General features: G+C 65.2%; 16 protein-coding genes and 2 pseudogenes. 12 read left to right on the plus strand and 6 right to left on the minus strand.

Annotation, left to right across the window (positions count from 1 at the left end):
* Positions 1-214: 214 nt before the first annotated feature.
* From MMB92_RS04415 to MMB92_RS04435, 5 genes are all read left to right on the plus strand, one after another.
* Positions 215-1450: a fucose-binding lectin II gene (locus MMB92_RS04415; protein WP_277562565.1), complete on the plus strand. Its 1236-nt coding sequence runs from the start codon at positions 215-217 to the stop codon at positions 1448-1450.
* A 141-nt stretch (positions 1451-1591) separates the two neighbouring features.
* Positions 1592-5002, plus strand: coding sequence for a hypothetical protein (locus tag MMB92_RS04420; RefSeq protein WP_277562566.1), 3411 nt, complete (start codon positions 1592-1594; stop codon positions 5000-5002).
* A 409-nt stretch (positions 5003-5411) separates the two neighbouring features.
* Positions 5412-7325: an NAD(P)/FAD-dependent oxidoreductase gene (locus MMB92_RS04425; protein ID WP_058902545.1), complete on the plus strand. Its 1914-nt coding sequence runs from the start codon at positions 5412-5414 to the stop codon at positions 7323-7325.
* Positions 7326-7877: 552 nt separating this feature from the next.
* A complete protein-coding gene (locus MMB92_RS04430) occupies positions 7878-9356 on the plus strand; it encodes a cytosine permease (RefSeq protein WP_058902544.1) in 1479 nt (492 codons plus the stop codon).
* A gap of 81 nt (positions 9357-9437) precedes the next feature.
* Positions 9438-10265 carry a carbon-nitrogen hydrolase family protein gene (locus tag MMB92_RS04435; RefSeq protein ID WP_058902543.1) on the plus strand — a complete coding sequence of 276 codons (828 nt, stop codon included), beginning with the start codon at positions 9438-9440 and terminating at the stop codon, positions 10263-10265.
* A gap of 323 nt (positions 10266-10588) precedes the next feature.
* On the opposite strand, the gene MMB92_RS04440 is transcribed toward MMB92_RS04435, so the two are convergent.
* The 4 genes from MMB92_RS04440 to MMB92_RS04455 form a co-directional block, all read right to left on the minus strand.
* The gene (locus tag MMB92_RS04440; protein ID WP_277562567.1) at positions 10589-13888 is read right to left on the minus strand and encodes an autotransporter outer membrane beta-barrel domain-containing protein; all 3300 of its coding nucleotides are present in this window, start codon (positions 13886-13888) and stop codon (positions 10589-10591) included.
* A 541-nt stretch (positions 13889-14429) separates the two neighbouring features.
* Entirely contained in the window at positions 14430-14996 is a 567-nt protein-coding gene (locus MMB92_RS04445) for a cytochrome b (protein ID WP_058902541.1), read from the minus strand.
* Complete coding sequence (locus MMB92_RS04450; protein WP_059720931.1) at positions 14993-16066, minus strand: catalase family peroxidase; 1074 nt, start codon at positions 16064-16066, stop codon at positions 14993-14995. Before MMB92_RS04450 ends, MMB92_RS04445 begins: the two co-directional genes overlap by 4 nt.
* 368 nt (positions 16067-16434) lie before the next feature.
* The gene (locus MMB92_RS04455) at positions 16435-17733 is read right to left on the minus strand and encodes a M23 family metallopeptidase (RefSeq protein WP_277562568.1); all 1299 of its coding nucleotides are present in this window, start codon (positions 17731-17733) and stop codon (positions 16435-16437) included.
* 354 nt (positions 17734-18087) lie between these two features.
* Between MMB92_RS04455 and MMB92_RS04460 the strand changes: the two genes are divergently transcribed.
* Positions 18088-18957: a mechanosensitive ion channel family protein gene (locus MMB92_RS04460; RefSeq protein WP_059720932.1), complete on the plus strand. Its 870-nt coding sequence runs from the start codon at positions 18088-18090 to the stop codon at positions 18955-18957.
* 33 nt (positions 18958-18990) lie between these two features.
* On the opposite strand, the pseudogene MMB92_RS04465 reads toward MMB92_RS04460, so the two are convergent.
* A pseudogene (locus tag MMB92_RS04465) lies at positions 18991-19146 on the minus strand (branched-chain amino acid ABC transporter substrate-binding protein); the annotation flags it as partial.
* Between MMB92_RS04465 and MMB92_RS35250 the strand changes: the two are divergent.
* The 5 genes and pseudogenes from MMB92_RS35250 to dbpA all read left to right on the plus strand — a co-directional run.
* Positions 19139-19255 (plus strand): annotated as a pseudogene (locus MMB92_RS35250) (Lrp/AsnC family transcriptional regulator); the annotation flags it as partial. The pseudogenes MMB92_RS04465 and MMB92_RS35250 overlap by 8 nt on opposite strands.
* Before the next feature lie 70 nt (positions 19256-19325).
* Positions 19326-19631, plus strand: a complete 306-nt coding sequence (locus tag MMB92_RS04470) for a hypothetical protein (RefSeq protein WP_172843432.1) — start codon at positions 19326-19328, stop codon at positions 19629-19631.
* Positions 19632-20150: 519 nt separating this feature from the next.
* The gene (gene mqo, locus MMB92_RS04475; protein ID WP_171983954.1) at positions 20151-21812 is read left to right on the plus strand and encodes a malate dehydrogenase (quinone); all 1662 of its coding nucleotides are present in this window, start codon (positions 20151-20153) and stop codon (positions 21810-21812) included.
* A 287-nt stretch (positions 21813-22099) separates the two neighbouring features.
* Positions 22100-22297, plus strand: coding sequence for a hypothetical protein (locus tag MMB92_RS04480; protein WP_006483193.1), 198 nt, complete (start codon positions 22100-22102; stop codon positions 22295-22297).
* Positions 22294-23691 (plus strand): ATP-dependent RNA helicase DbpA, encoded by a 1398-nt coding sequence (dbpA, locus tag MMB92_RS04485; RefSeq protein WP_011548605.1) that lies wholly within the window; start codon positions 22294-22296, stop codon positions 23689-23691. The genes MMB92_RS04480 and dbpA overlap by 4 nt, the downstream gene beginning before the upstream one ends.
* Before the next feature lie 50 nt (positions 23692-23741).
* Here dbpA and MMB92_RS04490 read toward each other — a convergent pair whose 3' ends face one another.
* Positions 23742-24569, minus strand: coding sequence for a PhnD/SsuA/transferrin family substrate-binding protein (locus tag MMB92_RS04490; protein ID WP_058902537.1), 828 nt, complete (start codon positions 24567-24569; stop codon positions 23742-23744).
* A 243-nt stretch (positions 24570-24812) separates the two neighbouring features.
* Here MMB92_RS04490 and MMB92_RS04495 point away from each other — a divergent pair, with 243 nt between their 5' ends.
* Positions 24813-25838, plus strand: coding sequence for a fatty acid desaturase (locus MMB92_RS04495; protein WP_058902536.1), 1026 nt, complete (start codon positions 24813-24815; stop codon positions 25836-25838).
* Positions 25839-25999 lie beyond the last annotated feature (161 nt).

The raw sequence follows: 25999 nt of genomic DNA on the forward strand, positions 1-25999 counted from the left end.
CGAAGACCGCGTCTCCATTCAAGACGCACGCCGCTCCCTGTGGTGTCGACCGATTGCAGCGCGGATGTCGACATAGCCAAGGCAGCGACTGACGACGGCAAGCCGCGGGCCAGAAACGTGCCGACACGCCAGGCCCAGACAGCCACGTCAATGAGCAGCGGTCCTTCGATCAGCTATCCGATCGTATCGCGCCTATCCATTTCCGGAACCAATCATGTCCGACTTCAAACCGTTCTCCGATCGAAACGCCAACTTCACGCTGCCACCCAACACCGATTTTCGCGCGATCTTTTTTGCCAACTCCCCGCCGGACTACCAGCAGCACATCAAGCTGTTTATCGGCGACAGTGCGGAACCGGCCGCGGAGTACAAGCTGACCACACGTGACGGCACGCGCGAGGCCACCCTGAATTCCGGCAACGGCAAGATTCGGGTGGAGGTGTGGGTCAACGGCAAACTGTCCGCCGCCGACGCTCGGTTGGCGCCCATCAGCGGCAAATCCGCAAATGGCACGCCGTTCACCGTCAATTTCGGCATCGTCGTCACGGAGGATCGCCAGACCGGCACCGACTATAACGACGGCATCGTCCTGCTCCAGTGGCCGATCGACAAAGCGGTCGAGCAATCGACCGGAGAGCATGAAGCGCAAACAGGCGGTGAAAGTCCGTCAGACCAGGCAACCGGTGGAGGTCAGCAGGCTGAGGCAGGCGATGGCAAGCCGGCGACGCAAGCACCGGGTGACGGCCCGGCGGCCCAGCCAGGCGGCAACGGTCCGGCAGATCAGGTCGCCGGCGGAGGTCAGCCAGCCCAGCCTGGCGGCACAAGTCCGGGCGCTCAAGCTGGCGACGTCCCGCAAATCGACGCCAATACGTTGAAGTACGGCGACAGGGTTCACCTCCTGAACGGCTACAACAACTGGAATGGCGGCTATCTCGATACCTATGACTACGCCAGGCAAGCTGGCGCCAAGCACGGCGTCATCACGTCCGGCTCACCGACCCGGGATGGCGGCAGCGGCACCTGGATCGTCGAATCCGTGACCGGAAAGGCAAAAGGCACGGCAGTCCTCAGCGGCGACGCCATCCGGTTGTTCAACGCGTACGGCAACAACGGCGGCTATCTCGATACCAATGGCCATGCGGGCGCCCCTGAACTCTATAACGTATCCACCGCGGACAAGACGAGCCGCGGTGCCTACAAGACCCTGGACTGGGTCGTGCTTTCCGGTACCGCCGGCACCCCGGTGAAGATCGGCGATCAGGTTACGTTGCGCAACGAATACAACAACTCTCAAGGCGGCTTCCTGGACACCTGCCATGTCTTCGAAGGGCAAACCACCAAGGCCTTCCGGAAGGGCACCAATACGAAGTATGCGGTGTACACGCACGCCACTTCGAATCGCGCCGGGCAAGGCACGGGACACTGGAAATTCTTGCGATCGACGGTGTAGCCGCCCGTCGCCGGGTTCACCGGTTTCAATGTGATCGGCGCGTCGCCGGTCATCGTCCGCTTCATGCGCAATAGCGATATTGCGCATGAAGTATCCGGGTCGGGGCAGGTGAACCGGCCATACTCTCGAATGGAGCCGATCATGGCAAACGCTACTGAAGTACCCAATGGGCGCGACGGCAAACGCAATGGCGAAGCGGCACGCGAAGCCGAGACGCGGGCATTGGACACGCCCTCCATCGACTCGACGGGTTCGATCGGAATCAAGGAATCGGGCGATAGAGTACTCAACGTGAACACCTCCAACCCGAGCAATCCTCCCCCGGTCGCGGGTTATGCATATGACATCGCGCTTGGTCAGAGCGGTACCGCAAGTGCAGGCCCGGCGGTCGCGGGTTCCTACAGGCCGGCGATTGCAATCGGGACGCCGGCAATTGCCCAAGGTTATTGGACAATATCGATTGGACTGAGTGCCGGTGCACGCAGCGAGGCAGCGATTGCATTGGGCGCTTATTCGAGTGCAAGCGGCCAAAATTCGATTGCCATTGGCCGTAGCTCGACCAGTTCGGGTAACAACAGCGTCGTTGTCGGGTTCAGCGCCAGCACGACAGGCGTGAACTCCGCCGTTTTCGGCGCCAATGCGAGCAGCGGCGGTGCATCGCTGGCGGTCGGCTTCGACGCGAGCACGGGCGGCAGTTCCACCAACGCCAATGCCGGTAGTTACAACACCGCGATCGGCAACACCGCCAAGGTCACGCAGCGCAACATCAGCGGTGTGCCGACCAACTCATCCAACAGCAGCGCCATCGGCTACGGAGCCACTGTCAGCGGCACCGGCAGCAATGCCTTGGGAAATGCCGCAACCGTCAACGCGGGTTCTGGCACAGCGCTGGGCCATGTATCCCGCGTGCTGGCCGACAACGGCACGGCGATCGGCGCAACCGCACAAGTCACTGCGAATGGCACGAGCGCAGTCGCGCTCGGCGCGGGATCGGTTGCAGACACGGCCAACACGGTATCGATCGGCACCTCCGCCATACAGCGCCGGATCGTCAACGTGGGCGTCGGCATGAACAGCAACGATGCGGTGAATCTGGGCCAGCTGAACAGCGCGCTGGCTGCGAAGGCAGACGACGCGCGTGTCAAGGTGGGCGGTACCGGGACGGCCACCATCAGCGGCCGGCCAGGGAACATCGCTATAGGCAACAACGCGGAATCGACGGGCATTGCGACCAACAGCGCAACAATTGCCTTGGGGGAAAATGCCAGGGCAACCGGCATTGCCGGCGCGATGGCGTTGGGCACCGACACCGAAGCGGCCGCCCAGGCCGCCATCGCCCTGGGTCTTCGTGCCAAAGCAAGCGCGACGAACGGCATTGCCGTCGGCCTGGACAGCAACGTCACGGCCCAGAATGCCGTGGCGCTCGGTAACGGTTCTTCGGCCGACCGGGAGAATACGGTTTCCGTCGGCTCGGCCGCGCGACAGCGACAAATCGCCAACGTGGCCAACGGTACGCAAGCCACGGACGCCGTGAACCTGCGCCAACTTGACAATGTCGACGGCCGGGTGACGACACTCAACACCACCGTGGATGGCATCGGCGTCCAGGTGGCGAACAATAGCCAGGAAATCACGCAAATCCGCGCCGACCTGAACGGCGGCGCTATCGGTCTGGTGCAGCAAGCGTCAGCGGGTGCAGACCTCACCGTCGGCAAGGCTACCGATGGCCCTGCCGTCAACTTCACCAGCACGGTCGGCGACCGCAAACTGACCGGCGTGGGCGAAGGCGAATTGTCGAGCGCCAGCAACGATGCAGTCAACGGCAAGCAACTGAATGCCACCAATGTCAACGTGAACAACCTGTCGGCCCGGGTAGATGGTGTCGATACGCGCGTGACAAACAACGAAGCGGCCGTGACCAATATTCGCAACGAAATTGGTAGCGGCTCGCTGGGCCTGGTCCATCAAGACCCGGTGACGAAGACGATCACCGTGGCCGCGGACAGCGCGGGCTCGTTGACCAACTTCGCCGGCACGGAAGGCGTGCGCAGACTGACGGGTGTGGACGAAGGCGAACTATCGAGTTCCAGCAACGACGCGGTCAACGGCAAGCAACTGAACGCGACCAACGTCAGCGTGAAGACCCTGTCGAACCGCGTGGATGGCGTTGATGCACGCGTGACGAACAACGAAACGGCGGTCACGAACATCCGCAACGAACTGGGCAGTGGCGAGGTGGGCCTGGTCCGGCAAGACCCGGACACGAATGCGATCACCGTGGCAGCGGACCGCGCGGGCACGTCGGCCAACTTCGCCGGCGCGGAAGGCGCACGCAAACTGAGGGGCGTGGCCGAAGGCGAACTGTCGAGCGCCAGTAACGACGCGGTCAACGGAAAGCAACTGAACGCGACCAACGTCGACGTGAAGAACCTGTCGACCCGCGTGAACGGGATCGATGCGCGGGTGACGGGCAACGAAACGGCGATCACGAACATCCGCAGCGAACTGGCCAGCGGCGAGGTGGGCCTGGTCCGGCAAGACCCGCTCTCCAACACGATCACCGTGGCCGCGGACCACGCGGGCGCGTCGGCCAACTTCGCCGGCACGGAAGGCGCGCGCAGGCTGATGGGCGTGGCCGACGGCGAGCTGTCGACTGCGAGCACTCACGCGGTGAACGGCAGTCAGCTGCACGCCACCAACGAGGCTGTCGACAACAACACCGCCGACATCGCCAAGCTGAATACCGACATGGGCGAACTCACCGGTCGCGTGACGATCATCGAAGGTAATGTCACGACGATCGACGCGAAGTTGAACGAGCTGGAAAGCGGCACGGCGGGCCTGGTGCAGCAAGCGAGCGCCGGCGCGAATCTGACCGTGGGCGCCGCGACCAATGGCGCAGCGGTCGACTTGCGCGGCACGGGAGGCGAACGCAGGTTGACAGGCGTTGCAGATGGCGTGCAGGACGCTGACGCTGTCAATCGGCGCCAAATGAACGCCGCGCTAGCGACGAAGGTCGACAACCGGTATGTCGACGTCAAAGGTCTCGGGCACGCTGCCACCGCAAGCGCAAACTCCATCGCGCTCGGTAACGCCGCCGTTGCTGGACCGGACGGTGGAAACGTCGCGGCTACCGCAATCGGCTATGCAGCGAAAGCGCCGGGAGAAGGTGCAACTGCACTGGGCCGCAATACGGAAGCGAATGCGTGGGGAACCATTGCGGTTGGGTGGAGAGCAAACGCGACCCCGCAGCGAGCCATCGCAATCGGCAGCTCCGCCACCGCTGGCGCGGAAAACAGCATCGCGCTTGGTTTCAACTCTGTAGCCAATCTCCCGAATACGCTCTCGGTCGGCTCGACGGCGCAGCTACGTCAGATCGTCAACGTCGCGGATGGCGAACAATTGACGGACGCAGCGACCATCGGACAACTCCGCGCCGCGCTTCTCGCCGAATCGGAAAGGGTCACTGCAGAATTGAGCGCTCAGTCGGCAATCATTGCCCAATTGAGAGCCGAAATCCTGGCACTCCAAGGTCGCCTCAACGCGGGCTGATTTCTCTTTACGGGTGACGCCGATTGCGTTCAGCCGCAAACCCGGGCGGCCGAACTCGAAGCGCATCGGCATAGCTGTGGCGACGCGCTCGGCCATTCCACATCGAAAAAGGGCTCCGGAAACCCGGAGCCCTGATCGAAACTCCGGCGACATCATGCCTGCGGGCGTCAATAGCCATATTCAATAAATAACCTCGCACTCCGTTTCTGGTCCGCGCGCCAGTCTTTCTGGAAAACTTAACCACTCCAACCGAATTCCAATCAACGTCCGTAATTTTCCTTGAAACCGGCATGACGATTTTCTAAGCTTCGTTGGCTCATAAAGCGACAAGCGCCGAGCAAGCCTTGTCTGGCTTGACGTTGAAACCCCGAACAATCAAATCAATATTTTCAGTTCCAGGAGTGATCATATGTCGTCAATCCCGTCGCACAATCGCAATACGCCTAGAACACGCGGCCTGGATCTCGCAGCATTGATTCCCGATTTTCCATTTCACTACGGCAGGTTCCTCGATAATGCCAAATCAGCCAACAAGCCGCTTTTTCAGGTTTCGTCCGATGCGAAATCGAAACGCGTGCTGGTAGTGGGTGCCGGCGTGGCAGGCACGGTCGCAGCCTACGAATTGTTGCGGCTGGGCTTTCGCCCAGTCATCGTCGAAGCGTCGGATCGCATCGGTGGTCGATTGAATGCGCAACGTCTCGGTTCGGACCCCGACCATCAGGTATTCGCCGAGCTTGGCGCAATGCGATTTCCGAGTTCCGGAAAGGCCGGCCTCCACTATTTCGAAAAAGTCGGCATGCTGAAAAATTGGGCTCCGTTTCCCAATCCCGGCAGTCAAGCCGCCTTCAGCACCGTCATCGACTACAAGGGCGAGCGGACCTATTACCAGTCGGTTCCGAGCGGCACCGAAAACCCGTTCCCCATCCCCGAAAAATACGTGGAACTCGAAGAATCCATGTTCGGCCCCCACGGGTGGCTAAACAACGACGACATCAAGCTTGACGAACTTCAGGCCGCGATGTCGCAGGATCCGCCCGATTACGATGCAATCAAGGCGACATGGAAAAATCTGCTGCACACCAAAGGCTGGGACAACCTGAGTTTTCACGGCGCCCTGGTTGACGTGGCGCAATGGGACCGCGAGACGATCGATCTATTCGGGCAAATCGGTTTCGGCACGGGCGGCTGGAATACCGATTACCCGAACGGTTTCCTGGAGGTGTTGCGCGTGCTCTATACCGGCCTCGACGTCGATCATCGACTGATGTACGACGGCACCTCCACGCTTCCGAACACATTGCTGACCCAAACACCAACCGAACTGCACGACGTCACGGATCCCGATACGCAGAACGAGTCCGTGTTGAAGACGACGATGCAGGCGCTCGCAACCGCCTTCCCCGGTAACCCGATACCGCACGGCAAGGAAGTTCGCCACTTGTCGCGCAACCCGGACAACACACTCACCGTGACGATCACCGATGTGTCCACTGGCGCGATACAGGAGATGCTGTTCGACGCGGTAATCTACACGCCGCATGTTCGTATTCTCGACAAACTCCGCCACTACGGTACGCATCAACAATACCAACAGACCACGAACCTGTTCGACGCCAGGACGTGGGAGGCCATTCAGTACACGCACTATATGCAATCGGCCAAGATCTTCATGGCGACGAAATCGGCGTTCTGGAAGGAGACCGATCCGGAGACCAACATGCGAAAAATGAGCGTGACGCTCTCCGACCGGCTCACGCGAGGCACGTATCTCGTCGATTACAGTGAGAGCGCCGGCAGTACGAGAGGGACCGGCATCTTCCTCTCGTACACGTGGAATGACGACGCACTCAAGCTTCTCGGCGATCGAGACGGCGCGGTTCACTCGCACGCGCACCTGTGCCGCCAGGTTCTCAAGGATATTTACCCGAAGGTCGATCTCGAGAGCGAGCTCGCCCCTGGCGGCAACGCAGAAGTCGAGATCAACTGGGAGAACGAACCGCTCTATCTCGGCGCATTCAAGATGAACCTGCCCGGTCAGTACGAACTGCAACGACGCCTCTTCTCGCAATTTATAGACGGTGTCGAACCGGACGAGCCGCCGCGCCCACACGCTAATCCAATGATCCTGGCCGGCGACGACATTTCGTGGGTGGCCGGCTGGATCGAAGGCGCCATCGGCACGGCGATCAACGCCGTGAACAAGGTGGTGCGCATGTTCGGCGGCGCGGACGCCGCGCTTGACAATCCCGGTCCGATCACGATGTGGGATCAACTGAAACCCGTTCAGCTTCCCCAAAGCACATCGATCCATTCCCGCCCCTGACTGGCTCCGGCGCGTCCCTTTCGCAACCGCGACACGTCGGCTATGGAATGTCCTGGGACGGGCCTGCGCCCGTCCCGTTCCCTGAAACCGTTCGTCATCCGCAAAACCGTTCCACGACCTCGACGACACGCATCCTTGCACTCCAGCTTCGAATAACCTCCTTACATCCCCCATGCATCGATCCGGATCGATGTTTACGTCGATATATTCGCATTCCTCTTTTCGCATCACCCGCGTACAACTACGTCCAGTGGCGACGCGGCGCATCGAGACCGACGCTGACCACGTTCTTGCCGATCGCACGAAAGGAGACAACAAAATTGAGACAGCTGACGCGGTGATCCCTCCCGGCACCGTTTGCCCCGACATGTCGGCGCTTGCCGCAGTGCCGACACCGGGCTGCCGGTCCCGCATGCCCGGCTGACACGTCGATCCCCACGTACGACCGGTCGCCCACGCAGTCCCTGATCATACGAACATTCATCAAGCGCCACGCTCGTTGGCGCGCAAACATGCCGCCTGCCGCGGCATGCTCACGGAGACATCGTCGTCATGCATCGCCCCGAGACCCTCGACCTCGCTCGCGCCGAACCAACCGGCCTTCAGATCGAGCATCATTCGATCGACTACATTCCGGAGAGCGAGCGCCATGCGAAGCTCGCCAGCCAGGGACCGTTCTGGTTTCTCGGCAATTTCCACTTTTTCACGATCTCGATCGGTTTCGTCGGGCCCGGCATGGGCCTGTCGGCGGGCTGGACGACGCTCGCCGGCGCGCTCGGCATCATGTTCGGCACGCTGTTCATGGCGTTCCACGGCTCGCAGGGGCCCGAAATGGGGTTGCCGCAAATGATCCAGTCGCGCGCGCAGTTCGGCTATCGCGGCGTCATCGTCGCGCTGCTCGCCACGCTGTTCGTGTTCGTTGGCTTCAATGTCGTCAACGTGTCGCTGATGGTCGACGGCGTGCACAACGTCTTCGGCATCGACGGCGGTTTCGTCGCCGTCGCGGCGGTCGCCATCGGCGCACTGCTCGCGATCTACGGGCATGACCTGATGCATCGCACCTTCACGTGGGCGCTCGTCGCCACGCTGCCGCTCTATGCGCTCGTCACGCTCGCGCTCGTGTTCGGCCATGCCGCGCCGTCGAGCGCGCCCGTGTCGTCGACGCCATCCGGTTTCAACTGGATCGGCTTCGCGACCCAGTTTGCGATTGCCGCGAGCTACAACATCTCGTATGCCCCCTACGTATCCGACTATTCGCGCTATCTGCCGAAACAGACGAGCCGCGCGAAGCTGATCGCGGTGATCTTTGCCGGCGCGTCGCTGTCGGGCGCATGGATGATCGGCCTGGGGGCATGGCTCGCCCAGAAGTTGCACGCGGCCGATGCGCTGGTCGCGATGAACGACGTCGGCGCGTCGCTCGTCCCCGGTCTCGGCAAGCTGATCGCATTCGTGTCGCTCGCCGGTTTCCTCCCGATCATCGCGCTCAACGCATACAGCGCAATGCTGACGGTGCTGACCGGCATCGATTCGATCGTGCCGATCAAACCGACGCGCCGCGCGCGGGTCGCGTCGATTCTCGCGATCAGCACGTTCGTGCTCGCCTGCGTGTTCGCGATCCGAGGCAACGGCATCGCGCTGCTTCAAACATTCCTCACGCTGATGCTCTACTTCCTGGTGCCGTGGACCGCCGTCAACCTCGTCGACTACTTCTTCGTGCGTCGGGGCCATTACGCGATCGCGCATTTCTTCACACCGAGCGGCTTGTACGGAGCCTGGCAATTGCGCGGAATCCTGTCTTACCTGATCGGATTCGCGTCGATGGTGCCGTTCTTCTATGTGTTCGACGCGGAGGTGAACCGGGAGGTATTCGTCGGGCCGTTTGCACGGATGCTCGGGGGCGTCGATGTCGCCTGGCTCGTCGGATTGATCGTCTCCGGTGGCGTCTACTGGCTCATGTCGCGCTCGCTCGACCTCGATCGCGAACGCCGCATCATCGCTGAAACGCCCGCCGTCGACGTGCCGTCCAACTGAGCCTGCCGGTCAGCCTGTCCCGGCTCTGTCGCCGGAACCGCTTCCGTCATCCTCGCCATTAACTGTCATCGAGTACCGACAATGAGTATCTTGCGATTGCGCCTGATCCAGTCCACCCTGAAGGACGGCGCGCACGCGTCGAATCTTGCTCAGGCCCTCGCGCATATCGAAGCGGCGCGCGGCAACGCCGATCTGGTCATCTTCTCCGAGACGTACCTTCCGGGGTTTCCGACACCGGATGACGTCGCTCAACTGGCCGAGCCGCTCGACGGGCCGTCCGTACGGGCAATTCGCGCCGCCGCGCGTGACGCGCACGTCGCCGTCGTCATCGGATTCGCCGAACAGGACGACGGGCGCTACTTCAATACGGCGATTCTGGTCGATGAATTCGGCGAACTCCGGCTGCGCTATCGCAAGTCCCACCTGTACGAATCGGATGTGGGCGTCTTCGAAGCGGGCGGTACGTTCGACGTGTGCGAATGGCGCGGCGTCAAGGTCGGCATGTTGATCTGCTTCGATCTGGAATTCCCGGAAACCGCCCGGGCGCTCGCGCGGGCCGGCGCGGATCTGATCGTGATCCCCGACGGCATGATGCAACCTCATGGCCATGTCCATCGGAAAATGATTCCCGTACGCGCGCTCGAAAATCAGGTCTTCGTCGCGATGGCCAATCGGGTCGGCCCGGGCGATCGCTATACGTTCAGCGGAGAAAGCATCGTCGCTTCGCCCGACGGCGACGTCATTGCCGCGGCGCCGTCAGACCGGGACGCGGTGGTCGACGTCGGTATCGATCTGGATGCGATTCCGCGCAATCGCGCCGCTTTCCGCTATCTCGATCTGGTACACCCGGCCCTCTGGCCTGCGTCGTGCCGGGACACCGCAACCGACGCGGCGTCACGCGGCGACTAGCGCGCCTGGCTGCCACGGCTCCGCCAAATCGGACCAGGCTGATTGGCCTGCGTGGCGCCGGACGCTACTCTATCGCTGCGCGGTTCCGGATCGGCACGCTACCGACGGCGTGGGTTTTGCGGCGCATGCCTCGACCGCCTGCCATCCGGAACCGCGCACGATGTGTGCCGTGGCACGGGCACTGGATGGTGGCCGACGGCACGGCCATCTGGTTCAAACCCTGTTCCGCCTCAACTTCCAGTCCTGTGCCGTATGCGCGCGTCGAGCTCGCGCTACGGCCCGATCACACTCCGAGGCCGAATGTCGGTCGGCGCGCTTCGTCGTCACCATGCCCACCGCACGCCCGCATTGCCGGTGATCGTGCGCTGATGCTCGCCGCCGAGGTTCGTCAGGTAGCTGACCGTCGCATACACACTGCCGCGCTTCGTCAGTTGCGCGACGAGCCCCGCGCCGATCTGCCCGGCCGTCTGCCCGACTTGCGTGCCGATCGTCGTCGAGCCGCCGAACGTCGTCCTGTCATCGCTGCCGAACGAACGCAGCACATTCACGCGCAGATACGGCTTCCAGCTCACGCCATTCGAATCGAACGCGTATTGCAGCCGAGCGCCGATCCGGCCGAGGAACGTATTGCCGTTGTTCCATCCGATGCTCGACACGCCGTCGTTAAAGCGATCGAGCGACAGCCATTGCCACACGAGCTGCGCCTGCGGCTCGAGCGTCAATCCGTTGCCGAGCGCGATCGGCAGCCCGGCTTCGACGGAGCCCGTGAATGCGTTGCCGTTCGTCGAGCCGTTCACGTTGTCATTCGAGTGCGTACGCACCGTGAGCGCACTACCCATCAGCACCGCGTCCGTGTACCAGCCGCCCGGGCCGATGTGCGTCCAGTAGCCGCCGAGGTTGTATGCGTTCACCTGCAACGTGCCGACGCCCAGGTCCGGCTGCGCGAGCGCGAAGCCGTTCACGTCGCCAACCGCGCGCGAGAAACCGAGGAAGAAACCGTAGTGATTGCGATGGCCGCCGGCGGTCGTATCGGCGTAGAGATCCTGCCCGACCTGCATCCCCCACACCGTGCCGTCGAACGACGGCGTCGCGTCACCCTTCTGCTTGATGTTGCTGTTGCCGCCCCATACACGCGCCCACGACGCGGGCACCGACCCGTTTTCGGCGAGCAGGCCTTGCTCGCCCTGACGATCATGGAACGTATCGATCTGCAGCAGGCCAAGCTGGCGTGCGACGGCCGGCGCTTCCGCGTATAGCGGCACTTCGGGGCGATAGATCGGCTCCGGATTGGCGCCGATGCCGGCATGATCGACCGCCTCGACGATCGATTCGGGCGTGCCTTCGGCTGCGATCACCGGCGGCTCGGCCGGCGGCGTCGGCTGGCCGGGCTCGACGACGCGCGGCTGCGGTCTCGGCGGCACCGTGTTGCGCAGATACCAGCTGTCGCCTGTGCCATTCGACTCGCCCCCCTTCGCGAGGAAGTACGTGTACGCGCCGGCGCTGACCGTCCCGCCGGACAGCGAGAACGCGTTCGCGCTCGTGGTCGCGCCATTCGTCGCCTGCACGACCTGAATGCCGTCGCCCGTCGTCTGCGCGCCCGCGCCGTCGACGTTCGTCACCTTCAGCGTGCTCGAGCCGCTCGCCGTGCCGCCGCTGACGACCAGTTTGTCCGACGGCGCGCCATCGCCGGCCAGCGTCGTGTTCAGCGCGAGCGTCGCGTTCTGGCCGACGTAGTTGCCCGCGACCGTCAGCGTGTTGCCCACGCCGCTGCCGCCGAGCTGAACGAGCCCCGCGTTGGTCAGATTGCCGTTGATCCGGAAATTGCCGGTGGCGCCGCCGGCGACGCTCGCCAGCGCGTTCGCGACCGAGAGCGTGCCGTTGTTCGTCACGTTGCCCGTCACGCTGCCGTAGCCGCCGAGCGTGGCGCCCGCTGCTACCGTCACCGGCCCGCCACCGCCCAGCGCGGCCGACGCATGCGCGGCGTCACCGACGACGAGCGTGCCGGCATTCAGCGCGGTGCCGCCGGCATAGGCGTTCGCGCCGTTCATGGTCAGCGTGCCGGCCCCGAGTTTGGTGAGCCCGCCCGCGCCGGTGACGTTCTGCGCGATCGTGGAATTGAAACCCTGCGTGTCGATCGTGCCGTTGTTCGCCGTGATCGACACGGCGCGGCTCGCCGCGAGATCGAACGCGCTGCCGAGTTGCAGCGTGCCGCCGTTGAAGGTCAGCGGTCCCGACGCCGCGCTGAGCGCGTTGTCCGCCGCGACCGACAGCGTACCCTGCGTGATCGTCGTACCGCCCGAGTACGTGTTGCCGCCTGCAGAAGAAGGCGCGACCGTCAGCGTCCCCGCGCCGGTTTTCTCGACCGCCCCCGACCCGCCAATCGTGCCCGTGTACGTGCCGGCGCTGTCCTGCTGGAAGCGCACGAGCCCGTTGTCGGTGACCGACAGCGGCAGGTTCGACGCATTGGCCTGCAGCGTCGCGCCCGCGTTGACGGTCGCGACGACCGATGCCGTCGTCGTGCCGAGCGTGCCCGTGAGGTTCAGCGTGCCGCTCTGCACCAGCGCGGTCGAGAACGTGCCGGTGCCGCCCCACGTCCAGTCGGTGCCGGCCATCGTCAGGCTCTGGAAATTCGTGAACGCATTCGACGCGGTGCCGGTGCCCTGCAGCGTCACGGTGTTGGTGCCCGCGCCGCCGTTGGCCGTGCCGACGATCTGCGAGCCCGTCTGCAGGATCAGCGTCACGTTGCCGTTGCCGCCCTGGATCGCGGTGCCGCCGCCGCCCTGGATCAGCCCCGCGTTGGTGATTGTCGTCGCGCCGTTGGTCGAGCGCACGCCGATGCCGTTGTTGCTGATGATCCGGCCGCCGGCCTGGTTCGTGATCGTCGCGGTGAACGAGCTGCCGAGCGTGTTCGATACGACCGCGTCGACGCTGCCGCCGCTGGTCGCGGTGCCGGTGGTCTGGATCGTGCCGCTGTTGACCAGCGTGTCGTTGTTGCCCTGCATGTAGACGGCCGGCGCATCGCGGCCGTTCGACGTCAGCGTGCCGCTGTTGGTGATCGTGCCATTGCCGCCGAGCAGCGACGCGGCGCGCGCGTTGTTGCCGGATGTCGTCACGGTGCCCGTGTTGACGATCTGGTTGCCCGATGCGCCGGGATTGCTTTGCCCCCACGCGGCCGTCATCCCGTACGCGTTGTTGCCGGTGGTCGTGATCGTGCCGTTGTTGACCAGCGTATTGTTGTTGCCGTTCGCGGCCATCCCGTCGTTGTAGGTGCCCGACGTCGAAATCACGCCGGTCGCCGCATTGGTGAGCGTGTTGCCGTTGTTCACGCCGAGCAGCACCGCGCCGCGATTCGCGACGCCCGTGCCGTTGCCGGACATCGACAGGTTGCCGTTGTTGGTGATCGTGCTCGACGTGTCTATGGAGAACGGCGTCGGCGTGGACGTCAACACGTAGCTGCCCGTCACGGTCGAATCGAGGTTGATCGTCACGCCGGTGCTGCCGGCCGTGGCCACGACCGACGGCGCGTTCGCGCCGGTACACGTCACCGTCATGCCACTGCCCGGCGCGGTGGCCGAGCACGCCGCATACGCACTGACCGGCACCGCGCCGGTCAGAATCGCCATTCCACCCAAACCCAGGTTCCGCGCCTTTCTTTTCATTTTTCCGCTCGCATTTATTGGTGACGTTATTGCTGCAAATCGGTGCGTGAAACGGGTTATATCACTTGTCTTGAAATAATCGCAAGATCCATTGGCGTGATATCGGAAATCACGTCGCAATTCATTGCGGAACGGGAAATAAGGAAAATGGTCGCGTTGTTGCGTCGCGGAAAATGCTGCGGCACCGGCATCATGAAAGCGAATGGGAGCGAACCGGTTTAATTTTCCGGTTATCGCGAGACTGCTGAAAGTCGTGACGACGAGATTCGGGCGAATCGGAAAATATGACGCGATACCGCAATCGCACGGGTCGTGCAAAGCAACATGGACAACTCGGCCATGTTGCCTTGCACGAAGCAATGCCACGGGCTTTTGGACGACTACATGGCCAGAGGTGTTCGTCGATGCGCTCGACGATCCCGCCAGCAGATGTTCCGGATAGCTGGACGGCCGCCGTCGAAGCCGCCATGCGACGCACTCCGCCGACGATCGAACGACGGGCTACTTAACCGCGTTGCCGTCCACCACGTGCCATGCTGGAAAAAACGCCGTCCCGGTAAATCCACGCATGGACCAATGCGGCCGACAGATGGGCCAGCACGACGACGAACAGCAGCCGCGCCAACAGGCCGTGCGCATCGCGCAACCATGCAAAGAGCGTCGGGCTGGCCGGTACGATCGCAGGCAGGTTGACGCCCTTGAACAGGACAATCGGGAAACCGCCCGCCGACAACAAGGCCCAGCCGATCAGCGGCAATGCCAACATCAGCACATACAGTGCCCAGTGCGACGCTTTCGCTGCGAGCACCTGCCAATACGGCAGACTAGCCGGCAGTGCCGGCGGCCGGCTGCGCAACCGGTTCGCGACGCGCAGCAGCGCCAGCACGAGGATCGCGATACCCAGCGGCCGATGCAGGTCGATCAGCCAGATCCGGTGATGCAACGACGTCATCATGCCGGCGCCGATGAACAGCATGGCCAGGATCATCGCGGCCATCAGCCAGTGCAGACCGCGCGCCAGCGCGTTGAAATGGCGCGGTGCGCCGTTGCTCGCGAGCTTGTGCGTATTCATTTGACCTCCTGCTTGCCGACCGCCTCGGTCGCCTTGCCGTATCCGATTTCGCGTTCGCGGCGATTGAACGAATGCGCGTACGCTCCCGAGCGCGCGTTCAGGATCGGATCGTTCGACACCGCGACGCCCGCGGGCACGATCGACGGATCGAAGTTGATGTCGCGACACGCGCCCTCGGCCTGTTCGACGACACGCGTCATTTCCAGCGTGCCGGCGACGAGCTGCTTGCGATCGGCCGGCCACGGCTGCGACGCGTCGTCGACCGGATCGCCCGGCTGCGCGAGTTGCAACACGTAATCCCAATGGAGCGGCTTGCGCGCGAGCCGCTCGCGCACGCCTTCGAACAGGAAGTCGTGGTCGGCCTTCTGCCGCTGCGCATCGCTCATCGGCATGAACGGATCATGCGGGCGCATCATCCAGCGCACCGGCTGCCGGTGGCCGTCGGCGGCCACGAGATAGAAGGCATTGACGCTGTAGAACGTCGCGCCCGCGAAACTGCCGGGCGCCGGTTCCTGAGCCGCCCATTTCATGAATTTCTCCGCCTCCGGGTACGTTTTCAGGAACGCGGACACCCGCGCCGGGTCTGGCTGGCCCGTGGCCGGATCGGGCGCGGTCGCCTGCTGCATGGCCAGAAAGCCCTCCGGTTCGTGTGTCGCGAAGTACGGCTGGTTGTTCATCGCCATGCGCCATTGCTGCTTGTCATCGGTCGTCAGCAGCAGAGCCATGCTCAGCGTCGTCGTGGAGTTGTCGGCCGCGTACGGGCTGCCGGTGCCGATCGAGAGTCGTCCGACGACCGGGATGTCCGCCTGCGTGAAGACACGCGCGGTCGACAACGGCACCGCCGCGCGGTCGGGACGGAACGTGCCGACGAAGCAGACGCCCTTGCCGTGCGCGCGGCGAAAGCCGGGCGGAAACGGCTGCGGGGTTTCCGATACCAGCGATACGCTGGTCGTGCGCGAACCAATCCAGCCGGCCGTCCACGCAAGGGTCGACGTCAGTGCGCCGGCCACGACGGCAATCGCCGCCAGCGCCCCCCACGTGCGTTTCGACGTGAAATCCAGTTTTGACATAGATGGTTTTCATCCCGTTGTGTCGTCGTGCATGCCGCGCCGTGTTTTGCCCAGCGCGGTCGTCTATGCATGAAGCGCGCGACCGCGCTCACGGGCGCCGCCGGGTGCGCACGATGGAGTCGATTGAGGTACGAACGCGGTCGCGATGACTCGCTGTGGGAATCGCCACGCGCGTTGCATCCGAAAATCTTAGCGACGGGGCAAAAGCGGAACCATCAGACCAGGCTGAAATCGTCAACGGGGTGTAGGACCAGTCCGGCTGCGCGCGCAGCGTCGTTGCGCGCATGCCGAGACGGCGGGTGTCGGTTGGCCCATGCAACGATGCCGGCCATTGCGGCCAGCATCGAGGAGCGGGCAACTGCTAGCGGTCAGCCCGCATGGGATGCGGAGCGCGTCGACATCGCCACGGGTTGCGCCCAAGTGGCCGACGCCAGCTGAATGCGCGCATCACGCGCCACGCGGTTGAACGCCACGCGTTGCGCGCCCTTCAGTTTCGCCGCTCGGGCTGCGTGCACGAGCTCGATCGGATCGACGAGGCGCGCATGCCGGCGCACCTCGAAGTGCAGATGCGGGCCGGTCGCCGTTCCCGTGCTGCCGACCGCGCCGACGCGTTGACCGCGCATCACGCGCGCGCCGGTTCGCAACGTCGGCTCGAACGCCGACAGGTGCGCATAGTACGACGCGTAACCGCCGTCATGACGAATCACCACGTACTTGCCATAGCCGCGCGGCTCGGTGCCGATGAACGTCACGACGCCGCGCTCCGACGCATGAACGGCGCGGCCCGCCGGCGCCGCGAGATCGACGCCCGAATGCACGTGACGCGCACCGCTCACCGGATGCACGCGCGCGCCGAACGGCGAGCTGATGCGCGTCGCGGCGACCGGCATCGCGAAGCGTGCGCCGGCGAGCGGCATGCCGTCAAACTCGTAATAGGCGCCCGGCGAGCCGGCCTGCGCGGCGAACCACACGGCCGCGACGCGCTGCCCGCGAAAGCGGACATCGAGCGCCGTCACGCGTACGCGGCCCGGCCGCGTTGCGCCGTGGTCGGGCTCGAATGCCACGCGGAAAGTATCGCCATGCGCGCCGCGCTGCTTCGAATCGATGCGCCCGGCCAGCATGCGGGCGATCTGCGCGGCGACGCCGGCCGGCAGATCGGCGCGCGCCAGCGACGCGTGCAGGCTGCCGACGATCGCGCCGGCACGCGTGCCGCGATCCGGCTGCGCGAGCGTGAACGGCTCGGCGGCGGCCAGATCGACCGGACCTCGCGCGAACGCCGGCTGCGCGCCCGTCGCGGGCAACGCCGACGCCAGCCCGTAATCGAACCGCGATGCATAGCCGCGTTCGACCGCACCGCGCGCGGTATTGCACAGCACGCGATACGCGACGCAGGCGCCGAAGCGCGCCACCGGATCGTCTCGTTCGATGCCCGCCGACACGTTCAACGCGTGCGACGCATAAGCGACGTCGAGCGGCGCGGCGGATGATGCACGCAGGCCGCCCCACGTCGTGCGCGCGGAATTGAAGAAAGGCACGTCGCCAAGATCGGTGGTTTCCGCCGTCGCGGGCGCGGCCGGCGCGGCGTCGTGAAACGCCTGCGCTGCCGCGCCCTGTGCGCCGGCCACGCACGCCGCCGCGACGATGCCGCGCAGGAACGCACGACCCATCGGAAAACGGTGAACGCCGCGTGACGCGGGTCGACCTTGCTCGCGTGCGACACGGAACGCAGGTCTGACCGCATGACGTCGTCACTCGCTATTCAATGAAAAATCGGGAAAGAACCGGACATCGCTGAGGAACGATCGTCGCGATCCGGCTACTCGACAGCGAGTGTATCGGCGTGGTCGAAACGGCTAAATAGGACTCGTCTTATTTGTTAATAATGATGCTTAATACTCGTACCAAAACAATGCCGCCGGGACGCCATGCATTCGCGCGAAACCCGCCACGCCGTGTACAGTCGAGGGCTGCCGGCGCGCGACACGCGCCGCGCACTGTGTCTTCAACACCGGAATCCCGTCATGTTTCTCGATCATCTTCATCCGGAACGCTGGACGTTCCTGTGGAACGCATTGTCCACCCTCTCCCTCAAGCTTGCCGCCGGCCTGGCGCTACTCATCGCCGGCTGGTGGCTGTCGAAACGCATCGGCAACTGGCTGAACCGGCTGCTCTCGAACAAGGAGCGCGTCGACGACACGCTGCGGCCGATCCTCTGCGACGTCGCGGTATGGGGCATCCGCATCGTCGCGATCGTCGGCGCGCTGTCGCAGCTCGGCATCGAAACCGCGAGCATCGTGGCGGTGCTCGGCGCCGCGGGCCTCGCCATCGGGCTCGCGCTGCAGGGCACGATGCAGAACATCGCGGCCGGCATCATGCTTCTGCTGCTGCGGCCGTTCAAGGTCGGTGACTACATCGACGGCGGCTCAGGCGTCGCGGGCACCGTCGAAGAGGTCGGGCTCTTCATGACGCGCCTCACGAAGCCGGATGGCATCTGCGAGTACGTGCCGAACAGCGCGCTGTGGGGCAGCTCGATCCGCAACTACACGCGCAACCCGACGCGCCGCCTCGATCTCGAAGTGGAAGTGTCCGTGCACGACGATATCGATCGCGCGCTCGCTGCGCTGCATGCGTTGACCGTGGCCGATCCCGACGTGCTGCAGGACCCCGCGCCGGACGTGATGGTGATGCGCTTCGACGACAGCACGGCCGTCGCGAACATGCGCGTGTGGACGCATACCGACAAGTTCTGGACGATGCGCTGGCGCCTCGCGCGCCAGGTGCGCAAGACGCTCGCCGACGCGGATTGCGCGCTGCCGATCCGCACGCGGGAGCTGCACATCGTGCACGACGCGGAGCGCCGCGCAGGCGACGCGCGCGTGCGGGTCTTGTAGTGCCGCGAGGCGCGCCGCGCCCCGGCTGCGGCGTTACATCCGGACGATGTCGAGCAGCGCCTTCCTGCCGCTCTTGTACGTGAACACCGAGATCGCGCCGTGCTTCAGGTCGCCGTGCGGCGTGAAGCGCCCTTCGCCGAGTGCGCCGCGATAGACTGTGACCGGCATCGCGGCCAGCCCCTTCGCCGGGTGCCTCGAGCGCGTGCTGAGGAAGCAGGCCGGCGTGTCGTCGATCCAGTCGAGCCTCGCGTTGCGCGAGGTGAAGTTCTCGTCACGCGTGCCGGTGCCGGACGCGTGACCGTTCATGCCTGTCAGGCGCCCACACACGGGCATCCGCCGTCGATCGTCATCCCATGGAGCGCTACCCGATGAAACGTTACTTTCCCACCGCGTCGTTTGCCGCCGCGATTGCCTGCGCATTCGCATTGAGCGCCTGTGCGGCGCAATCGTCCGCGCCGGCCACTGCTTCGGCGCCGGCCGGTACAGCCGCGCCAGTGGCCCCGCCGCTGGTCGGCGGCGATCGCGACGCACACGGCTGCATCGGCTCGGCCGGCTACGCGTGGTGCGAGCGGACGCAGCAGTGCGAGCGTCCGTGGGAACTCGCGAAGGCGCGGGGCTTCGCGAATTCCGCGCAGGCTTACGAGCAGTTCTGCCGGAACGGCGGAACGAAGTGAACTGAAGTGGTGCGCGTGAACGGGTCGCGGTGCAACGCCGCGATCCGATAATGTTCCGGTCTGCTGCATGGCCCGTCCATCGCACGCATTCGACCCCGCCGATTCCCGTCGATTTTCCCGCGTCGCGCCCCGTCATTCCGGAAACCCGGACGCACAAAAAACCCCACGAAAACAGGGATATTCGCCGCCTGCGACACGTTGTCCGAGTTCGGTTATATTACGCGCCCCTTGCCACCCCGCCCCCGCAAAACGCGTCGCACGCGGCCTCTTTCAACGCAGCCTGAAGCGCCGTCCGCTCAGGCTTGCCACCCGGGCGCGTGGCGCACCCTCGCGACGCAGGCGCTTGCCTGCCCGCGGGAAGCCGATCCGAAGGTGTCCTTCCGAATCGCTTCGCGTGCGCAAATGCAACGGCGCGCCGCGCCGATCCGGAATTCCGGATTCGCGATCCGGATCTCCGGACCCGTGTTCCGGCGCCACGGAACCGCGCGCCGGGCGGCATGGCAAACCGATGCATCCAAGTTGAAAAAGGGATCTGCTGTGATCAAAACGTTACGGGTAATACTGTCGGCGCTCGCGCTGTGCGTCGCGACATCGTCGGCGCACGCCGCCGACACGAAGAAGGTCGACGTCCTGCTGGTGGGCGGCGGCATCATGAGCTCGACGCTCGGCGTCTGGCTGCACGAACTCCAGCCCGACTGGTCGATGACGATGGTCGAGCGCCTCGACGGCGTCGCGCTGGAAAGCTCGAACGGCTGGAACAACGCCGGCACCGGCCACTCGGCGCTCGCCGAGCTGAACTACACGCCGGAGAAGGCGGACGGCAAGGTCGACATCTCGAAGGCGATCGAGATCAACGAGTCGTTCCAGATCTCGCGCCAGTTCTGGGCGTGGCAGGTCAAGCAGGGCGTGCTGAAGAACCCGCACGCGTTCATCAACTCGACGCCGCACATGAGCTTCGTGTGGGGCGACGACAACGTCCGCTTCCTGAAGAAGCGCTACGAAGCGCTGCAGGCGAGCCCGCTGTTCCGCGGGATGCAGTATTCGGAAGACTACGACCAGATCAAGCAGTGGGTGCCGCTGATGATGGAAGGCCGCGATCGCAACCAGAAGGTGGCCGCGACGTGGACGCCGATCGGCACCGACGTGAACTTCGGCGAGATCACGCGCCAGTTCGTCGGCTACCTGAAGACGCAGCCGAACTTCACGCTGTCGCTGTCGAGCGAAGTGCGCGAGATCACGCGCAACGCCGACGGCACGTGGCACGTGTCGTGGGTCAAGCTGCACTCGGATGAACCGCCGCAATCGGTCGACGCGAAGTTCGTGTTCATCGGCGCGGGCGGCGGTGCGCTGCACCTGCTGCAGGCGTCGGGCATCCCCGAGGCGAAGGACTACGGCGCATTCCCGGTCGGCGGCTCGTTCCTCGTGACCGACAACCCCGAGGTCGTGAAGCAGCACCTCGCGAAGGCGTACGGCAAGGCGTCGGTCGGCTCGCCGCCGATGTCGGTGCCGCACCTCGACACGCGGATCATCGACGGCAAGAAGATCATCCTGTTCGGGCCGTTCGCGACGTTCTCGACCAAGTTCCTGAAGAACGGCTCGTACTTCGACCTCGCGAAGAGCACCAACCTGCACAACGTCGCGCCGATGATGCGCGTGGGCGTCGACGAATTCCCGCTGGTGCAGTACCTCGCCGGCCAGCTGATGCTGACCGACGACGACCGCTTCAACGCGCTGAAGGAATACTTCCCGAACGCGAAGAAGGAAGACTGGCGCCTGTGGCAGGCCGGCCAGCGCGTGCAGATCATCAAGCGCGACCCGGTCAAGGGCGGCGTGCTGAAGCTCGGCACCGAGATCGTCGCGTCGCAGGACGGCAGCATCGCGGGCCTGCTCGGCGCGTCGCCGGGTGCATCGACCGCCGCGCCGATCATGCTGAACCTGATGAAGAAGGTGTTCAAGGACAAGGTCGCGACGCCCGAGTGGCAGCAGAAGATCCGCCAGATCGTGCCGAGCTACGGCACCAAGCTGAACGACAGCCCGGCGAAGGTCGTCGAGGAATGGACCTACACGAGCGACGTGCTGCAACTGTCGCCGCCGCCGAAGATCGACCTCGGCGCGCCGTCGCAGGCCACCGGCAACGCGCCGGCCCGCCCGGCGAAGGCATCGGCCGACATGGCGCTGTAACGCGCCCGACGCCGCGCAACAGCCGCGCGGCACCCATGCGGCACCGTCATGCCGCCCGACACGGCCGCCCTCCGGGGCGGCCGTTTTTCCTGGTGCGCGCCGGGCGCGAGCACCGGCTTCCGCTAGAATTGCGGCACGCGCGACCCCGTCGCCGCCCGATCCATCACCCGCATCGACCCAACCCGAGCCACCGCCGGTGCGGCCCGCGCCCGAGCCGCGCGAGCGCCGCCTGCCGTGGCCGCGCCCGCCCGGGCGCGCCATCAACCGAATTCAGCTGGAGAAAGACCGTGTTTACCTGCCGAAACCAGAGCTGCGGCACGCAGTGGGAGCAGTCCGACGTCGTCATCAAGGACGAAGGCCAAGGGCTGCTGTTCCGCTGCCCGCTGTGCGGCGCCCGCAACTATCTCGAACGCTTCGAGGACGACGAAGGCAACGTCGTCTATGAACAGATGGAAGGCCGCCCCTACCTCGGAGACCTGTCTTGACCCAACCGACCGCCACGCCGTTCAGCGCGCTGCCGCTGACGCCCGCCACGCTCGCGAACCTCGCGCAGCTCGGCTATGTCGACATGACGCCGATCCAGGCCGCGAGCCTGCCGATCGCGCTGGCCGGCCAGGACCTGATCGCGCAGGCGAAGACGGGCAGCGGCAAGACCGCCGCGTTCTCGCTCGCGCTGCTCGCGCGCCTCGATGCGCGCAGCTTCGACGTGCAGGCGATGATCCTGTGCCCGACCCGCGAGCTCGCCGACCAGGTCGCGCAGGAAGTGCGCCGCCTCGCGCGCGCCGAGGAAAACGTGAAGGTGCTGACGCTGTGCGGCGGCACGCCGATGCGTCCGCAGGCGCAGAGCCTCGAGCACGGCGCGCATATCGTCGTCGGCACGCCGGGCCGCATCATGGATCACCTCGATCGCGGCAACCTGAAGCTCGACGCGCTGAACACGCTGGTGCTCGACGAAGCCGACCGGATGCTCGACATGGGCTTCTTCGACGACATCGCGAAGGTCGCCCGGATGTGCCCGACGACGCGTCAGACGCTGCTGTTCTCCGCGACCTACCCGGACGGCATCGCGAAGCTGAGCCAGCAGTTCCTGCGCAATCCGAAGGAAATCAAGCTCGCGGAACGCCACGACGACAGCAAGATCCGCCAGCGCTTCTATGAAGTGACCGAGGACGAGCGGCTGCATGCGGTCGGCCAGTTGCTGAACCACTACCGGCCGGTGAGCACGATCGCGTTCTGCAACACCAAGCAGCAATGCCGCGACCTGCTCGACGTGCTGCACGCGCAGGGCTTCCATGCGCTCGCGCTGCACGGCGAGCTCGACCAGCGCGAGCGCGACCAGGTGCTGATCCAGTTCGCGAACCGCAGCTGCTCGGTGCTGGTGGCGACCGACGTCGCCGCGCGTGGTCTCGACATCGCACAGCTCGAAGCAGTAATCAACGTCGACGTGACGCCCGACCCCGAAGTGCACGTACACCGCATCGGCCGCACCGGCCGCGCGGATCAGGACGGCTGGGCGCTGAGCCTCGCGAGCATGGACGAGATGGGCCGTGTCGGCGCGATCGAACAGGCGCAGAAGCGCGAGGTCGAATGGCATCCGCTTGCTGAACTGAAGCCGGCGGACGACAGCGTGCTGCTGCCGCCGATGGAAACGCTGCAGATCCTCGGCGGGCGCAAGGACAAGATCCGCCCGGGCGACGTGCTCGGCGCGCTGACCGGCGACGCCGGATTCGACGGCAAGCAGATCGGCAAGATCAACGTGACCGAGTTCTCGACCTATGTCGCGATCGAGCGCGGCGTCGCGCGCGACGCGCTGCGCAAGCTCAATGCGGGGAAGATCAAGGGCAAGCGGGTCAAGGTCCGGTTGATGGACGAGGAGTAAGCGGGCCGCGGCGCGGACGGTCGCAACACCGCCGGGCGCCGCCCCGTGTGTCACCTGAGTTCGGGATAGCCGTGCGTCGCGGCGGCCTGCTCGAACCGCGCAATCGTGTCGTAGTCGGCCGGCGACAGCCGGTCGAATCCCTTCAGCCTCAGCACGCGCGCCCGCTCCGCATCGGCGGCAGCCGCGCGCTCGAGCGCCTCCTGCAACGCGCCCACCTGCGTATCCGCCAGCGCCGCCCGCGATGCGACGAACGGCAAGCCCGGCGCGGATGCCGTCGTGCCGATGATCCGGATGTCAGTGAGCAGGTCGGGCCGCGCGTCGCGCACATACGCGAACGTCACGCAGTCGATCGCCGCGCAATCGGCCTCTCCCGAGGCCAGCGCACGCAGCACGTTCAGGTGCGAACCGAACGGCGTGACCGAGCCGAAGAACCGTCCGTCGTGCGCATGCGGCGCAACCGCGTGCCGGAATGCGTTCATCCCGCTGTGCGAATCCTCGCCGTTGAAGGCGGCCCGCAATCCGCGGCAGGCGGCGAGCGTCGTCGCTCCGCCCGCATGCACCCGCGCCGATACGACCAGCACGCTGCTGTAGCGCGCCCCGTCGCAGCCCTCCGCGTCGAAAATCGGGGTCGCAATCAATCGCACGACGTCGTGCAAGCCGAGCATCCGGTACGGGTAGCCGCAGGTCTGCGACAGCAGCAGGTCGTCGCGCCGCCACAGTGCGTGCAGATCGTCGAACGGCGCGTCGGGCAGCACGACGTCAGCCGGCCCGCCCGCGTTCGCGAACGCATCGAGCGCATCACGCAACAGCGCGCGCCACAGGGCGGCGTGGCGCGGCGTCACGTTGTACATCGGCAGGACAGCGATCCAGGGGTTCATGCAGGCATTCTACGCATCGACGGCGCTCCGGATGCTTATCGGCCGCAAGACGATAAGCAAATGCGAATCGATTGGTTGGCGTAGCCGCGCCGCCCCGGTACCGTTCGAAGGCCTGCCGGCGCCGCCACCGTGCGCGATGCCGGGCAAGCCGACCGTGATCCGCGAGACACCAGCGCACCCGGGCCGAGCGCCCCGGTTCCATCGCTCGTTCCCCGCACTGCCCGATCCACCTGCCTCAACGCCATGGCCGAATACTTCGACGTCGACCACGCGCGCGCGATCGCCGCGCTCGACGCCCGCTTCACTGCCCGCACCGAGTGGCCGACCTGGCTGCTGGTCGTCGTCATCTACGGCGGCTGGCTCGCCGTGCTGCTGCTCGCGCGCGACGGGCACCTGTCGCTCGGCGCCGCGACGCCGCCGCTGATCCTGCTCGGCGCGTGGCACCTGTCGCTGCAGCACGAGCTGCTGCACGGCCATCCGACGCGTTCCGCCTTCGTGAACAAGCTGCTCGGCTATCCGCCGCTGACGGTCTGGTATCCGTACACGCTGTATCGCGACACGCATCTCGAGCATCATCGCGACGAGGACCTGACCGTGCCGGGCGTCGATCCCGAAACGAACTACGTGACGCGCGAACGCTGGGCGCGGCTGCCACGCTGGCGCCGGGCGCTGACGGTCGCGCGCAAGACTTTCCTCGGACGCATCGTCGTCGGGCCGCCGCTCGCCGTCGCCGCGACGTTCCGCGATGCGTTCGTCGCGTTCCGCCGTGGCGACTTCCGCTATCTGCCGATGTGGTTGACTCACGTTGCCAGCGTGGCCGCGCTGCTCGCGTGGCTGCAATGGGCGATCGGCGTGCCGTGGTGGTACTACCTGCTGGCCGTCACGTGGCCCGCGCTGTCGCTCGCGATGATCCGCTCGCTGTACGAGCATCGCGCCGCGCCGCATCCGAAGGCGCGCATCACGATCAACGAAGCCGGCTTCGCGATGCGGCTGCTGTACCTGAACAACAACTATCACCTCGTCCATCACGACCTGCCGAAGCTGCCGTGGTACGACCTGCCACGCGCATACCGGATGCGACGCGACGCGTATGCGAAGAAATGCGGCGGCTTCGTGATCCGTGGCGGATATCGCGAACTGCTCGCGCGCCATGCGTGGACGCCGACCGATCCGCCCGTGCATCCGTTCGACCAGGGCACAGCGTCGTTGTCGACGGGGAGCGGCGTGAAAGTGGCGGTGGTCGACAGGGTGTTGCAGATCAGCACCTGACGTCAGAAGTTTCCGCGTTTCGGCACCGATCCTTACGAAAAGCCGACGACGCCGATCGTCGCCCGCGAATTGCCAATTGCGTCGGCAATGCCCAGAATGGCCGCTCCTCCGGGGTTTCCGATCATCATTCGCCCCGGCTCCGCCGCACGGCCGCGCGCCGC

Source organism: Burkholderia sp. IO2 (genome assembly GCF_029522185.1).
GTDB classification, from domain to species: domain Bacteria; phylum Pseudomonadota; class Gammaproteobacteria; order Burkholderiales; family Burkholderiaceae; genus Burkholderia; species Burkholderia cenocepacia.

Coding starts and splice junctions, on each gene's coding strand:
- MMB92_RS04470 (WP_172843432.1), top strand. CDS start 19,326: ATGAAACGTTACTTTCCCACCGCGTCGTTTGCCGCCGCGATTGCCTGC.
- MMB92_RS04455 (WP_277562568.1), bottom strand. CDS start 17,733: ATGGGTCGTGCGTTCCTGCGCGGCATCGTCGCGGCGGCGTGCGTGGCC.
- MMB92_RS04440 (WP_277562567.1), bottom strand. CDS start 13,888: ATGGCGATTCTGACCGGCGCGGTGCCGGTCAGTGCGTATGCGGCGTGC.
- MMB92_RS04495 (WP_058902536.1), top strand. CDS start 24,813: ATGGCCGAATACTTCGACGTCGACCACGCGCGCGCGATCGCCGCGCTC.
- MMB92_RS04460 (WP_059720932.1), top strand. CDS start 18,088: ATGTTTCTCGATCATCTTCATCCGGAACGCTGGACGTTCCTGTGGAAC.
- MMB92_RS04415 (WP_277562565.1), top strand. CDS start 215: ATGTCCGACTTCAAACCGTTCTCCGATCGAAACGCCAACTTCACGCTG.
- MMB92_RS04430 (WP_058902544.1), top strand. CDS start 7,878: ATGCATCGCCCCGAGACCCTCGACCTCGCTCGCGCCGAACCAACCGGC.
- MMB92_RS04420 (WP_277562566.1), top strand. CDS start 1,592: ATGGCAAACGCTACTGAAGTACCCAATGGGCGCGACGGCAAACGCAAT.
- MMB92_RS04435 (WP_058902543.1), top strand. CDS start 9,438: ATGAGTATCTTGCGATTGCGCCTGATCCAGTCCACCCTGAAGGACGGC.
- MMB92_RS04445 (WP_058902541.1), bottom strand. CDS start 14,996: ATGAATACGCACAAGCTCGCGAGCAACGGCGCACCGCGCCATTTCAAC.
- MMB92_RS04450 (WP_059720931.1), bottom strand. CDS start 16,066: ATGTCAAAACTGGATTTCACGTCGAAACGCACGTGGGGGGCGCTGGCG.
- MMB92_RS04490 (WP_058902537.1), bottom strand. CDS start 24,569: ATGAACCCCTGGATCGCTGTCCTGCCGATGTACAACGTGACGCCGCGC.
- MMB92_RS04425 (WP_058902545.1), top strand. CDS start 5,412: ATGTCGTCAATCCCGTCGCACAATCGCAATACGCCTAGAACACGCGGC.